This is a genomic window from Streptomyces sp. (assembly GCF_035644915.1).
Taxonomy (GTDB): Bacteria; Actinomycetota; Actinomycetes; order Streptomycetales; family Streptomycetaceae; genus Streptomyces.
The window spans coordinates 1-13,083 of sequence record NZ_DASQNP010000056.1 but is presented as its reverse complement, the minus strand read 5'-3'; the positions used below and the strand labels follow the sequence as shown (position 1 = coordinate 13,083).

At 73.9% G+C, this 13,083-nt stretch carries 14 protein-coding genes, 4 tRNA genes and 1 pseudogene; 10 read left to right on the top strand and 9 right to left on the bottom strand.

Features of this window, described 5'->3' with window-relative positions; translation table 11 throughout:
• Positions 1-20: 20 nt before the first annotated feature.
• The 4 genes from VE546_RS06210 to VE546_RS06195 form a co-directional block, all read right to left on the bottom strand.
• Positions 21-94, bottom strand: a tRNA-Phe gene (locus VE546_RS06210).
• A 4-nt stretch (positions 95-98) separates the two neighbouring features.
• Positions 99-173: transfer RNA gene (locus VE546_RS06205), tRNA-Asp, on the bottom strand.
• Positions 174-211: 38 nt separating this feature from the next.
• A tRNA-Glu gene (locus VE546_RS06200) sits at positions 212-284 on the bottom strand.
• 129 nt (positions 285-413) lie between these two features.
• A complete protein-coding gene (locus VE546_RS06195; protein ID WP_324919376.1) occupies positions 414-1,991 on the bottom strand; it encodes a metallophosphoesterase in 1,578 nt (525 codons plus the stop codon).
• A gap of 83 nt (positions 1,992-2,074) precedes the next feature.
• Between VE546_RS06195 and VE546_RS06190 the strand changes: the two genes are divergently transcribed.
• From VE546_RS06190 to VE546_RS06165, 6 genes are all read left to right on the top strand, one after another.
• On the top strand, positions 2,075-2,437 hold the full coding sequence (locus tag VE546_RS06190; RefSeq protein WP_324919374.1) for a metallopeptidase family protein: 363 nt from the start codon (positions 2,075-2,077) through the stop codon (positions 2,435-2,437).
• Entirely contained in the window at positions 2,434-2,934 is a 501-nt protein-coding gene (locus tag VE546_RS06185) for a CrcB family protein (RefSeq protein ID WP_324919372.1), read from the top strand. The genes VE546_RS06190 and VE546_RS06185 overlap by 4 nt, the downstream gene beginning before the upstream one ends.
• On the top strand, positions 2,931-3,320 hold the full coding sequence (gene crcB, locus VE546_RS06180; RefSeq protein ID WP_324919370.1) for a fluoride efflux transporter CrcB: 390 nt from the start codon (positions 2,931-2,933) through the stop codon (positions 3,318-3,320). The genes VE546_RS06185 and crcB overlap by 4 nt, the downstream gene beginning before the upstream one ends.
• 54 nt (positions 3,321-3,374) lie before the next feature.
• Positions 3,375-4,112: a hypothetical protein gene (locus VE546_RS06175; protein ID WP_324919368.1), complete on the top strand. Its 738-nt coding sequence runs from the start codon at positions 3,375-3,377 to the stop codon at positions 4,110-4,112.
• Positions 4,113-4,296: 184 nt separating this feature from the next.
• Positions 4,297-6,228 (top strand): DEAD/DEAH box helicase, encoded by a 1,932-nt coding sequence (locus VE546_RS06170; RefSeq protein WP_324919366.1) that lies wholly within the window; start codon positions 4,297-4,299, stop codon positions 6,226-6,228.
• A gap of 172 nt (positions 6,229-6,400) precedes the next feature.
• A tRNA-Lys gene (locus VE546_RS06165) sits at positions 6,401-6,473 on the top strand.
• Positions 6,474-6,715: 242 nt separating this feature from the next.
• Here VE546_RS06165 and VE546_RS06160 read toward each other — a convergent pair.
• From VE546_RS06160 to VE546_RS06145, 4 genes are all read right to left on the bottom strand, one after another.
• The gene (locus VE546_RS06160; RefSeq protein WP_324919364.1) at positions 6,716-7,153 is read right to left on the bottom strand and encodes a DUF5994 family protein; all 438 of its coding nucleotides are present in this window, start codon (positions 7,151-7,153) and stop codon (positions 6,716-6,718) included.
• A complete protein-coding gene (locus tag VE546_RS06155) occupies positions 7,150-7,626 on the bottom strand; it encodes a DUF5994 family protein (protein ID WP_324919362.1) in 477 nt (158 codons plus the stop codon). The genes VE546_RS06160 and VE546_RS06155 overlap by 4 nt, the downstream gene beginning before the upstream one ends.
• Positions 7,627-7,936: 310 nt before the next feature.
• Entirely contained in the window at positions 7,937-8,980 is a 1,044-nt protein-coding gene (locus VE546_RS06150) for an acyl-CoA desaturase (protein ID WP_324919360.1), read from the bottom strand.
• Between the two features lie 265 nt (positions 8,981-9,245).
• Complete coding sequence (locus tag VE546_RS06145; RefSeq protein ID WP_324919358.1) at positions 9,246-9,788, bottom strand: hypothetical protein; 543 nt, start codon at positions 9,786-9,788, stop codon at positions 9,246-9,248.
• Between the two features lie 380 nt (positions 9,789-10,168).
• On the opposite strand from VE546_RS06145, the gene VE546_RS06140 reads away from it, so the two are divergent.
• From VE546_RS06140 to VE546_RS06125, 4 genes are all read left to right on the top strand, one after another.
• Positions 10,169-10,639 (top strand): DUF5994 family protein, encoded by a 471-nt coding sequence (locus VE546_RS06140; RefSeq protein ID WP_324919356.1) that lies wholly within the window; start codon positions 10,169-10,171, stop codon positions 10,637-10,639.
• A gap of 289 nt (positions 10,640-10,928) precedes the next feature.
• Complete coding sequence (locus VE546_RS06135) at positions 10,929-11,192, top strand: hypothetical protein (RefSeq protein WP_324919354.1); 264 nt, start codon at positions 10,929-10,931, stop codon at positions 11,190-11,192.
• A gap of 272 nt (positions 11,193-11,464) precedes the next feature.
• Complete coding sequence (locus tag VE546_RS06130; RefSeq protein WP_324919352.1) at positions 11,465-11,821, top strand: PRC-barrel domain-containing protein; 357 nt, start codon at positions 11,465-11,467, stop codon at positions 11,819-11,821.
• 39 nt (positions 11,822-11,860) lie between these two features.
• On the top strand, positions 11,861-12,034 hold the full coding sequence (locus VE546_RS06125) for a hypothetical protein (protein ID WP_324919350.1): 174 nt from the start codon (positions 11,861-11,863) through the stop codon (positions 12,032-12,034).
• A 315-nt stretch (positions 12,035-12,349) separates the two neighbouring features.
• Here the strand turns inward: VE546_RS06125 and VE546_RS06120 are convergent.
• A pseudogene (locus tag VE546_RS06120) lies at positions 12,350-13,083 on the bottom strand (bile acid:sodium symporter); the annotation flags it as partial.

Here is a 13,083-nt window from a genome sequence, read left to right as displayed (position 1 = left end):
TCTGCCCTGGTGGGCTGCGGTGGCTGGGGCCGGGGTCGAACCGGCGACCTTCCGCTTTTCAGGCGGACGCTCGTACCAACTGAGCTACCCAGCCGCAGCGGTCCTGACGGGATTTGAACCCGCGGCCTCCACCTTGACAGGGTGGCGAGCACTCCAAACTGCTCCACAGGACCAGACGCGTACGAGCACTAGTCTCGCACAGGGTGGTGCGTGCCCCCAACGGGATTCGAACCCGTGCTACCGCCTTGAAAGGGCGGCGTCCTGGGCCACTAGACGATGAGGGCTGATGGCCCACCTGGGCGCTTCTCAGCGCGTCGGGGACGTGAGAAGCATATGGGATGGCGGGACGGTTCGCCAAAACAGTTTGCCGGGGGTGTTGCCGGGGGCGGTCGGGCGGGGCCGTGCGGACCGGGTCAGTCCGCGGGGGACGGGGCGGTGGGGGAGGGGGAGCTGCCCGGTTCCACGTCGTCCGGCAGCCGGCGGCTGACCTCGGCCGTCGTCGTGCCCAGGCCGCCGAGGGTGATCTCGTCCCACGCCTGGAGCCGCTTGGTCTCCTGGTCCAGGTAGAGCACCGAGGCCATCACCTTCTGCGGCTCGTCGCCCTCGACGGCCCGCAGGCCGCCGCCGCCCGTGGAGCCCTCGATCATCAGCCGGGTGCCGTCCTCCAGCACCTTCGTCTCGCGCCGGTGGACGTGACCGGCCAGGGCCAGCGGCACGTCGCCGTCCGTCTGCTCGGCCGCCACCGGGTTGTGCGCCGCCGCGATGTGCACCGGCCTGCCCCCCGCCGCGCTCTCCCGGATCGCCGCGGCCAGTTCGCGGCCCGCGGCGCGCTCGGCCGGGTCGCCCTGGGCGACCACCGAGCGGTCCGGGGTGAACTGCGGGTCGCCGATGCCCGCGATGCGCAGGCCGCCCACGGTCACCGTCTCGCCGTCGTCCAGGACGTGCGTGTTCTCCAGCTCCTCCAGGTACTTCTGGGTGGTTTCGGAGTCGTGGTTCCCCCGCACCCACACGTACGGGGCGCCGAGGTCCTCCACGGGGTCGAGGAAGCCGTTCTCGGCCGCGGTGCCGTGGTCCATGGTGTCGCCCGTGTCGATGATCACGTCGATCTCGTACTGCTCGACCAGGGACGTGATGATGTGCCACGCCGCGGGGTTGAGGTGGATGTCGGAGACGTGCAGCACCCGGACGGTGTTCGGGTCGGGCCGGTAGGTGGGGAGTGTGGAGGTGGCGTCGTACAGCTTGGTGACGTTGGTCACCAGCCGGGCCAGCTCCTGCTGGTAGACGTCGAACTCGGTGACGATGCTGCGCGCGTTGCCGACCACGCTCGGCGCGCCGGCCAGCAGCCCGGAGAACTTCGGCTCCAGCACCGACTTGGGGTTCCACGTGGCGTACGCCGTCGCTCCGGAGGCGGCCAGCAGCGCGAGGGCGAGCCCACCCGCCGCGAGCGCGCGCCGCGGGCGCCGGTAGACGGCCAGGCCGAGCGCCGTGGCGCCGGTGACCACCGCGACGCAGGACCGCACGGCCAGGTCCCGCGCGCCGGACTGGACGTCCCGGGTGATCTGCCCCTCCAGGCCGCTGATCCGCTCCGGGTGGTCCACCAGCGCCTGGGCGCGCTCGGGGTCGAGCTGGTCGATGCCGACGTCGAGGCGGACCGGGGCGATGTGGCTGTCCAGTTCGAGCGCGCCGAGCGGCGGCACGTCGATCTCCGTGCCCCCGGACACCGAGGGGCGCAGCGCCATCGTGGTGTCCACCGGCCCCACGGGCGCCTTCACGCCGCCCACGGCGAGCAGTCCGAGCCAGGCGCCCAGCAGCGTGACGGCGGTCAGCGCGAGGGCCCGGACCCAGGGGCGCGGAGGGCGGCCGGGGAGGACCGCCGGTGCCGGGCGGCGCGCCCGGCGGCGCCCCGGGAGGAGCCGCCGGGGGAGAGAGCGGGGAACGGCTGCGGCCCTGCGGGCGAAGGCCCGGGAAGGCCGGAGTGGTTCTCGGCTCATGCCGTGCTCTATGCCCGGACGGAGATCGACTATGCGGCGTCGGAGCCCTGCGCGGCCCGGACGCCGTAGCGGACAATGGGCGCGTGCTGGAGATGACGCGCGAGGAGTTCGAGGAACTGGTCGCCGAGGCGCTCGACCGGATTCCCCCGGAGCTGACGCGGCTCATGGACAACGTGGCGGTGTTCGTGGAGGACGAGCCGCCCGCCGACGACCCCGAGCTGCTCGGGCTGTACGAGGGCACGCCGCTGACCGAGCGCGGGGAGTGGTACGCGGGGGTCCTGCCGGACCGGATCACCATCTACCGCGGCCCCACCCTGCGGATGTGCGAGCGCGACGGCGGCGACCGCGAGATGGTCGTCGAGGAGGTGGAGATCACGGTGGTGCACGAGATCGCGCACCACTTCGGCATCGACGACGAGCGGCTGCACGCCCTGGGATACGGATGAGCGACGGCGCCCCGGAGGAGCCCCCCGTCCCGGAGGCGGCATCGGAGGTGGTCGACCCGGACGTCGACCTGCACGTGCCCGCCCACCGCGCCGAGACGGCCGGCGGCCGCGCCCCGGCCGTCCTCGCCGCCGTCGCGGCGGGCGGGGCGCTGGGCTCGCTCGCCCGGTACGGCCTTACGCTCGCCTGGCCCGCTCCGCCCGGCGGCTTCCCCTGGGCGGTGTTCACCGTCAACGCGGTCGGCTGCGCGCTGATCGGCGTGCTGATGGTCGTGGTGGGCGAGCTCGACCGGACGCCCCACCCGCTGGTGCGGCCCTTCCTGGGCGTGGGCGTGCTGGGCGGCTTCACCACCTGCTCCACCTACGCGCTCGACGCCGTACGGCTGGTGGAGGGCGGCGCCGCGGGCACCGCCCTGGCGTATCTGGGCGGCACGCTCGCCGCCGCGCTCGGCGCCGTCCGGGCGGCCGCCGCCGCCACCCGGGCGGTGGTGGCGCGATGACGCCGGCGGTGCCCGCCTGGGTGCTGGTGGCGCTCGGCGGGGCGGTGGGGGCGTGCCTGCGGTACGTGGTGGACCGCGCGGTGCAGGCGCGACACGAATCGCCCTTCCCCTGGGGCACCCTCACCGTCAACGCCGTGGGCAGCCTGCTGCTCGGCGCGGTGACCGGCGCCGTCACGGCGGGTGCCGCCGGGCCGGAGGCGCAGGCGCTCCTCGGCACGGGACTGTGCGGCGCGCTGACGACGTACTCGACCTTCTCCTACGAGACCCTGCGGCTGGCCGAACGCGGCCGGGGGCGGCTGGCGTTGGCGAACGCGGCGGTCACGCCGGCGGTGGCCCTGGGGGCGGTTTACGCGGGTCTGGTCCTGACGCGTGACCTGCTGGGCTGACGGGAGTTGGGCAGGGAGTCCGCCCCACGATCCCGCGTTCCGGAGGTGCCGCCCGTGCGCCGAACCCGATCCGTTCCCCGCACGCCGACCCGTGCGCCCGCCCGCGCCGGGGTCCGCGCGGCCACCGGTGTCCTGCTGATCGCCGCCCTCGGCGGCTGCATGACGGTCGGCTCCTCCTCCGACGGGGAGGGCACCGAGCGGCAGCCGGCCGGGCACCAGGCGTCCCGGGGCGCCGACGCCCCGCGGCCCGGGAGCATGGTGGCGCCGCGCGGCGGCGGCGAGGACCGGGGCGGCGGAGGACGCCCGGCGAAGGACCGGGACGGAAAGGGCCGGGACGAGAAGAAGAAGGGGCGGGACGGGGACCGGGGTGCCACCGAGCCGCCGTCCGCCTCGGCCCCCGCCCCTTCCGCGGGCGCGTCGCGCTCGGCGCGGCCGTCGCCGTCGGCGAGTTCGGGGAAGGGCGGCGGCAGGCCGTCCGCTCCCGCCTCCCCCACGCGCGGCTCGACCGCGCCGCCGCCCCCGGACCCGACCCCGTCCGCCGAGCCGACCCCGTCCGGTGGTGACGGCGGGAGCGGCGGGGGGAGCGGTGGTGACGGTGGTGGTGACGGCGGCGGTGACGGTGGCGGCGGAGACGGTGGCGGTGGCGACGGCGCGGCGGACGCGGCATGGGCGCCGACCGCCCGCCCGGGCCCGGCGAACCGTTCGGTACCGCTGGGGGGTAGACTCGACCCCTCGGTCGTCACCGTCGTCCCGGCCGCCCCGCAGGTCTCCGATCAGACTCCTGAGAAGTGATTTGCGCTTGGGGAAGTTGGGCCGTATGGTGGTAGATCGTTTGATCCCATTTGCCCGGCGCCCATCCTCAGCGCGCCGTGTGGCGCGTTCCTTCCTGAGCCGTGGCTGACCGCATCGAGGCGGTCGTATGCGAAATCACGGAGTTTGTGGGCGCGTGCCATGACTCCGGAAGGTTTCATCTCGCATGTCCGTAACCACCCCTGACGTCATCCTGCCCGAGGACGAAGAGACGATCACGTTCGCCGACCTCGGTCTGCCCGGCGAGATCGTCCGCAAGCTCGCCCACAACGGCGTCACCGTCCCCTTCCCCATCCAGGCCGCGACCATCCCGGACGCCCTGGCCGGCAAGGACGTCCTCGGCCGCGGCCGCACCGGCTCCGGCAAGACGCTGAGCTTCGGCCTGCCCCTACTGGCCCGGCTGGCGGGCGGGCACACCGACCGCAGGCACCCCCGCGGCGTCATCCTCACCCCCACCCGCGAGCTGGCCATGCAGGTCAGCGACGCGCTCCAGCCGTACGGCGACGTCCTCGGACTCAAGCTGAAGGTCGTCTGCGGCGGCACCTCGATGGCCAACCAGATCACCGCCCTGGAGCGCGGCGTGGACATCCTCGTCGCCACCCCGGGCCGGCTGCGCGACCTGATCGGCCGCGGCGCCTGCTCGCTGGACGAGGTGGAGATCGCCGTCCTGGACGAGGCCGACCAGATGGCCGACCTGGGCTTCCTGCCCGAGGTCACCGAGCTGCTCGACATGCTCCCGGCGGGCGGCCAGCGGATGCTGTTCTCCGCGACGCTGGAGAACGAGATCGACACCCTCGTCAAGCGCTACCTCAACGACCCCGTCAGCCACGAGGTGGACGCCGCCCAGGGCGCGGTCACCACCATGACCCACCACGTGCTGATCGTGAAGCCGCGCGACAAGGCGCCGGTCACCGCCGCGATCGCCGCGCGCAAGGGCCGCACGATCGTCTTCGTCCGCACCCAGATGGGCGCCGACCGCGTGGCCGAGCAGCTCCGCGAGGCGGGCGTGCGGGCGGAGGCGCTGCACGGCGGCATGACGCAGGGCGCCCGCACCCGGACGCTCGCCGACTTCAAGGACGGCCGCGTCAACGTGCTGGTCGCCACCGACGTCGCCGCGCGCGGCATCCACGTCGACGGCATCGACCTGGTGCTGAACGTGGACCCGGCCGGCGACCACAAGGACTACCTGCACCGCTCCGGCCGCACCGCCCGTGCGGGCCGCTCCGGCACGGTCGTCTCGCTGGCGCTGCCGCACCAGCGGCGACAGGTCTTCCGGCTGATGGAGGACGCGGGCGTGGACGCCACGCGCCACATCATCGGCCGCGGGGACGCCTTCGACGAGGACGTGGTGAACATCACCGGCGCCCGGTCGCTGACCGAGGTGCAGGCCGAGTCGGCGCTGAACGCCGCCAAGCAGGCCGAGCGCGAGGTGGCCGAGATCACCCGGCAGCTCGAGCGGGCGCAGCGCCGCGCCGCCGAACTCCGCGAGGAGGCCGACCGCCTGTCGGCCCGTGCCGCCCGCGAGCGGGGCGAGGACCCCGAGGCCGCGGTGGCGGCGGTCGCCGAGGCGACCGCGGCAGCGGCGGCGGAGGCCATCGCCGCGGCGGCCGCCGCCGAGGCCGAGGCCGAGGCGCGGCGGGCGCGGGAGGAGCGGTCGTACGAGCGCCGCGACCGGCGCGACGACCGCCGCGACAACCGGGACCGGGACGCCCGCGACGAGCGCCGTCCGTACGGCCGGGACCGCGACGACCGGCGGGACGACCGCCGCGACGACCGGCGCCCCTTCAACCGGGACCGTGACCGGGACCGTGACCGCCGTGACTTCGGCCACCGCGGTGGCGACCACCGGGGTGACCGCCGCCCGTTCAACCGGGACCGCGACGACCGGGGCGGCTTCCGCCGCGACAGCGACCGCCGTGACTTCGGCCACCGTGGTGGCGACCGCCCGTTCGGCGGCGACCGTCCGTTCAACCGGGACCGGCGCGACGAGCGCCGTCCCTACGGCCGCCACGACGACCACCGCGGCGGTGACCACCGCGGCGGCGGCCACTCGTACGACCGCCGGGCCGACAAGCCGCGCTGGAAGCGCAACGGCTGACACCCGGCACCCGGAACCGGCAGGGGCCCGGTCTGAAGCAACCGCTTCGGACCGGGCCCCCGGCGCGTTCGGGGGAACCCCGGGCGGAACGTCATCCCACCGGCCGCACGCCCGTCACGCCGTGCGCAATGCCTTCGAAGCGCGGCCCGTCTCCGGGCTATGCTTCGGGGGCGGGCCGTTAGCTCAATTGGCAGAGCAGTGGACTTTTAATCCATTGGTTGTGGGTTCGAGTCCCACACGGCCTACCGCCCGCAGGAAGGGAGTTCCCTTCCGACCTGCCGCTTGGCGCCCCGACCGGACCTCACCGGTCGGGGCGCTCCTCTTTCCGGTTTCCGGCCTTTCCGGCCTCGTTCGTGAGCAGCGCGCGGACGAGTACGCGGCGGAGCGGCGGGGCCGTCCCCGTCGTGGTGTCCGGCCGGGGCCCCGTGCGGGAGCGCGGACGCCTCGGCCGTACGGGCGCCCGTGGCGCCCTGCCCGCGGTCTTCCGTCACCGCCGGCCGGTCGGCGGCCGTGTCCGGGGTCCCGTCTCCCGCAGACCGCGCCCGTCCTGCGGGGACGCCCCGGCGGGTTCGGGGCCGGGCGGCCGGATCAGGAGGTCGCAGCGGCCGACTCCGTAGGAGAGCAGGCATATGGTGTGGGGGCGCGAGGCGGCTTCGGACTGGTTGATGTGCAGCACACGGTCGCCGAGGGACAGGTACTCGGGCAGGGGCCCCCACAGCGACCGGCTCACCGTGACCCTGGTGATGCCGGGCCAGCGCTCTTCCAGCGCGGAGATGAGGGCGGGCAGTTCACGCGTGAGGTCGCGGGAGCGGGGCCGCCAGATGCCGTCCAGCCGGTGCGGTCCGGTGCCGGACGGGAACAGGGTCAGCCAGGCGGGGAGGTCCGGGGCCCGGGGCGGGGGCGCCGGGTGTCCGGTCCTGGTCATGCCGTGCTCCTGGTCGCGGGGGACCCTGTGGCAGCGGCGCTCCCTGTTGCGCCGGCCCGCGTCGTCTCGGCGGCGATCAGTTCGCTCGCGGTGAGCGCGGAGCGCGGGTCGGCGGACGCGGCCATCAGCCGGGCGGCCACGGTGGAGTCGGTCTCCGGGGGGATCACCAGCAGGTCCCAGCGGCCGGGGGCGTAGGACAGCAGCAGGAGCTTGTGCGGATCCAGTTCCGCCCCGAACCAGCCGGCCTTCACCACGTGCCCGTTGACGGGGACCTTGCGCGGAACGACCGGCCAGTGCCGGGAGTTGACCGCGATGCGGGTGATCCGCCCCCACAGGGGGTCCAGGGCGTCGACCAGGGCGGGAAGCTCCCCCAGCAGGTCGCGGGAGCGGGGCCACCAGGCGCCGTCCAGGGGCCCGTGGGAGAGGTCCGCGGTCTTCAGCGCGACACGGGCGGGCGGGGCCGCGGCGGTCATGTGCCGGAGCGGGGAACGATCGGTAGTCGCGAACACGGCGCGAACCTGTCTCCGGGCCCGTGGACAGCGGCCCGGCATCATCACTCGTCGGGAACGACGCCGGCCTGGCAGCCGGTATGCGACATGCTCTCGACATCTCCAGCCTACTCTCCGGTGCGGCCGGACGGACCGCGCCGGAGGGCCGGGTTTCCCGCTCGGGGACCGGAGCGTCCACCGCCTCGGGACAGGTCCTCGCGACGGCCCTCGCGACAGGTCCTCGGGACCGGGCCTTCACCACGGCCGGGCGTCCCGTCCGCCCGGCGTCCGAGGGCTAGCCGGGGACGCGGGCGTGCCGGATCGGGGCTCCGGCCCGGTGGAGGCCGGCGAGTGCCTGCCGGTAGGAGGCGATCAGCCCGGTCTCCAGGTAGTCCACTCCCAGTTCCTCGCAGTGGCGGCGGACGATGGGCCGGGCCCTGCGCAGGTTGGGGCTGGGCATGCTGGGGAACAGGTGGTGCTCGATCTGGTGGTTCAGCCCGCCCAGCAGGATGTCGGTGAACCGGCCGCCGCACACGTTGCGCGAGGTGAGCACCTGGCGGCGCAGGAAGTCCGGGCGGTCCTTGCCGGTCAGGATCGGCATGCCCTTGTGGTTGGGGGCGAAGATGGAGCCGAGGTAGACGCCGAACAGGCACTGGTGGACGAGCAGGAAGGCGATCGCCATGCCGAGCGGCAGCACCAGGAACAGCGCGGTCAGGTAGACCGCGAAGTGCGCGAACAGCAGCACGCCTTCCAGGACGCGGTTCTTCAGGGAGCGGTTGGCCAGTGCCCTCGCGCTCGCCACGTGCAGGTTGAAGCCCTCCAGCGTGAGCAGCGGGAAGAACAGAACGGCCTGTGAACGGCCGATCAGGCGGGGCAGTCCCCTGGCGGCGCGGGCCTGGTTCTGGGACCAGACCAGCAGGTCGGGGGCGATGTCGGGGTCGAGTTCCTCGTGGTTGGGGTTGGCGTGGTGCCGGGTGTGCTTGTCCTGCCACCACCCGTAGCCCATCCCGATGCAGGCACCGGCGATCCGTCCGGCCAGCTCGCTGGGCTTGCGCAGCCGGAACACCTGACGGTGGGCCACGTCGTGGGCGACCAGGGCGACCTGGCCGAAGACCAGGGCGAGGAAGGCGCCGACCGCCAGCGTCCACCAGCTGTGGCCGACGAGTGCGAAGGCGGTCCAGCCGCCGGCGTAGAGCGCGGCCACCACCGTGATCCGGACCGCGTAGTAGCCGGGGCGGCGGTCCATGAGACCTGCGTCGGCGACCTTCTTCGCCAGTCGGGCGAAGTCACTGCCGGACGCGTGCGGGGGTGGAGGGTGGGAAGTGGTGCGCATGGTCATGGTGATGGGTCCTTTCCGGGACGCGCGGTTGTGTGGGCCGGGCCGTGGCCCGGTTCCCGGGGATGTGTCGTGAGCGGGCCGGTACCGGCCGTGGTGTGGGGCACGGGCGGTCAGCCGGTCCGCGGGCGCTGTTCCCCAGGCCGCCGGGACGGTGTGCGCCGGGTGGGGCACCGGGGCCAGGAGGGTGCGTGCACGGCGCGGGCGGGGCTGGGGGGCAGAGGCCTCCTTGCGCGGGATGCGCGGGCTGTGGGCGTGCGGCCCGGTCTCACAGCGCGATGTACTCGCGGATCCCGCCTCGCACCGTCGGCCTGGGATCGCCGATGGCGAGGGGAAGGGTGGGGAAGCGGTCGGCCAGGTACCCGGGGGTGAGCGGTGGTCCGAGCGGCAGGACGCCCCTGCCGTCGGTGCCCTCCTGCCACTGGCCGCCCCGGGCCTCGCGGACCCGGGCGACCCGGCCACCGACGACGTGGACGACGGCGCGCAGGAGCGGGCGCTTGCCCCTGGCGACGGCGGACCGCGTGCGGTCGGCGTCCCGCTGGGCCGGACTGTCCTCGCCCTGCCCGGTCTCACCGTGGAGCCGCCCGTCCGGGGCGGCCTTCGCCGTGCGGCCGCCGCGGTGGACGGCCATGACCACACCGGCGGCGCGTTCGTGGGCCCGTACGGTCCTGGGATCCGGGCCCAGCAGGGCGGCGGCCTGACCGGCCCCTCCGGCTCTCGCCACGATCGTGCGGGTCACCGCCGCGTGCTCCTCGCGGAGCGCCTCCTGGCGGGCTTCGATGGTGCGCAGTCGATCGAGGAGATCGCGCATGTCAATCCTTCATGGCATGGGCCGGAGGCCCTCACCTCCCTTTGTCCTCTGTTTCCGGGACGCTGTCAAAGGGAGGGGCCCGGCCGGAGGCCCCTCACGGACGGCCGTCCCGTACCACGGCAGGCGTGGACGGGCCGGTCGCCCGTGGCCGGCCGGGTCGGGGCGGAGTACGGTGGAAGGACCGGGAGCACTTCGCACACCGGCTCCCATGCGGGTGTCGTTTCCGGTGAGGAACTACACCGGGCAGTCGACGACGGGCCCGGAGGCGGGTTCGAGTCATGATCATGACCACCGACCGGACGCCGGCCCGTGAGCGCGTTTCACCGCCACCGGCCCGTGTGTTCATGGCGACGGCGGGTGTGCCTCCCGGACTCGTGGGTGTGGACGGTGTCTGGTGGCCCCGCTCCCGCGACCTCTTCCGCGAACTCCCCGCCCTGACGGACGTGTTGGACGACAGGTGGGGGCGTGTCACGCGCGTCACCGTGAATCCGGCCTGCTGGCCCGTCATCCCGCGTACGGTGCCCGTCACCGGGCGCACCGTGACCGTGGGGCGGTTCATGGGCGAGCAGCATCCGCACGAACTGGTCCTGCTCTCCCACACCGCCGGCCGCTGGGACCTGTTGGTGATCCCGCCGGAGACGACGGGTGCGGAGGCCGCCGCCTGGCTGCTGTCCGCCGGGGCCGCTCCGGGAAGCCCCCTCACCGCCGACCGGCTCATGGCGTACGGGGACGCAACCCGCGCCGTTGCCGATCCCCCGGGCGGGGAACGGAAGCGGGAGGCCCGTGACGGGGTCTCCTCCTCGCCGCTCCCGCTCCCGACCGGGTTCCCGCTGCCCGCGCGAAGGCCGTGAGGACGTGGAGATCATCGCCGTCGTGGCAGCGATCATCGGAATGATCCTGTTGGGAGCCCTCCTGATCCGCCGGCTCAACGCCCAGCACGATGAACGGATCGCGGCATTTCGCTACAGCGACGCTCTGCCCGGGGTCGGCCGGCGGCGCGCGGAGCCGGAGCGCCGGCGGTCGGCGGACGGGGTCACCGGGCCGCCTGACGACACCGTCCACCGCGAAGACCGCGGCGGGGCCGCGGACGGCCTCGCACACCATCCCGCCCCGGAGGAACTCCGGAGGAGCGGGACCACCATGGAACCAGCGGAATCGACGCCCCCGGAGGGGCGCGCCGAGGTGCGCATCGTCGCGGCGTCGCCCGAGGTCGCCCGCCGGGTCGCGGACGTCCTCCGGAACTGCTTCGCCTCCACCGAACAGCGCAGCTACCCCGCCGACGGCGAAGGCGGGACCCGGCTCCACCTCACCGTGGACACCACCCGCGTGGCGGGACCCGCCCGGTCCTGGCTCGCCGCCAGCCGGTACTCCGGGGACGACCGCACCCGGACGGACGAGATCTGAGGTGGCATCCGGACGGGAAATGCCGGAAAAGTCGTGCGGGCGTAGCATGGGGAGTGGGCCGGTGCACTCTCACGTGCGATGGCCCGGAAGGGCGGCCCCGGTGTGTATACGCCGGGGCCGTTGTCACAGGTGCCGAGGGCCGTGGACAGGAGTGAGCCGGAAGGACGGAGGGCACCCGCCGGAGTCGTGCCGTGGATTTCCGCAGGAGGACTCGCGGCGACCGGCAGCGACCGACGGCGCATCCACCAGCGATCCGCTCAGGGAGCAGAGGCATGATCCAGCCAGCCGACATCCGTGAATGGCGCAATCACGACGTCATTGACCTGCAAGGACACAAGATCGGCGCGCTTGAGGCGATCTACGTGGACACGACGACCGACGAGCCCGCCATGGCCACCGTCCGGGTCGGACTGCCCACCCGCCAGCACCTGGTCTTCGTCCCCGTCGACAAGGTGGTCGCCGGACCGGACTACCTCAAGGTCCCGTACGCCAAGGCACTGGTGAAGAAGGCCCCGTCCATCGGCATGGACGACGTCCTCCCCGCCGAGCAGGAGAAAGAGGTCTTCGAGTACTACAGCATGACCTACCACCCGGGCGCCGCCGGCGAGCGGCAGCTCGCGCGCCGCTGACCGGCCGCGCCCGGCCGGACCGAAAGAGGTGTCCACAGCATGGCGATCTTTCTGTTCCTCGTCCTCGTGGCCGTCGTCCTGGGAATCATCGGTGTGATGGTGGAGACCCTGGCCTACCTGCTGGCCATCGGCATCGCGGTCCTGGTGATCGCCGTCGTCTTCCTCGCCGTGCACCTGTCCCGGCGCTCCCGCCGGCGCCACCCCGTCCGGTGAGGCGAGGGAGGCGAGAAAGTCACCGGGAGCCCTGGCCCCCGCACAGCCCCCGTCCCCGAGCCCGTTCCGGTGGGGCGGTCGGCGGGAGGCCCCTGTAGGGCCGCCGTGCCGCGCGGCGGTACGCGGCCTCCCTCGCGCCGGACGATCCGTCCGGACGATCCGCAGGGAACCGGGACCGGGCCCGCCCTTTCGGGTTCCGCCGGCTCCCGGCGCTCCTGCCCGAGCCGTCCCCGGCTCCGTGACGGCCGGGTCCGTGACCACCGTGAACACACACCGCCGTGACGCCGCGGGTCCTCCGCCCGTGAGGGCCGGCCGTCAGGTGCGGGCGGCCGGCCCGGACCGGGTGCCGAACTTCCCGCGCCAGGCGAGGGAGACGTACACCAGCGCCACCAGGACGGGGACCTCGATCAGCGGGCCGACGACGCCGGACAGCGCCTGGCCGGAGGTGACGCCGAAGGTGGCGACGGCGACCGCGATGGCCAGTTCGAAGTTGTTGCCCGCGGCGGTGAACGCCAGGGTGGCGGTGCGGTCGTAGGGCAGGCCGATGGCCCTGCCCAGGGCGAAGGCGCCGAACCACATCAGCGCGAAGTACACCAGCAGCGGTACCGCGATCCGGGCCACGTCCCAGGGCCGGGAGGTGATCGTCTCCCCCTGGAGGGCGAAGAGGATCACGATGGTGAACAGCAGCCCGTACAGCGCCCAGGGGCCGATGCGCGGCAGGAAGCGCTGCTCGTAGTTTTCCCGGCCCATCTTCTTCTCACCGAGGTGGCGGGTGAGGAACCCGGCCGCCAGCGGGACGCCGAGGAAGATGATGACGTTGAGGGCGATCTCCCCCGCGGAGACGTCCAGCCGCCCGCCGTCGCCCAGGCCCAGCCAACCGGGCAGCAGGTCCAGGTAGAACCAGCCCAGCAGGCCGAAGGCCAGCACCTGGAAGAGGGAGTTCAGCGCCACCAGGACGGGGACCTCGATCAGCGGGCCGACGACGCCGGACAGCGCCTGGCCGGAGGTGACGCCGAAGGTGGCGACGGCGACCGCGATGGCCAGTTCGA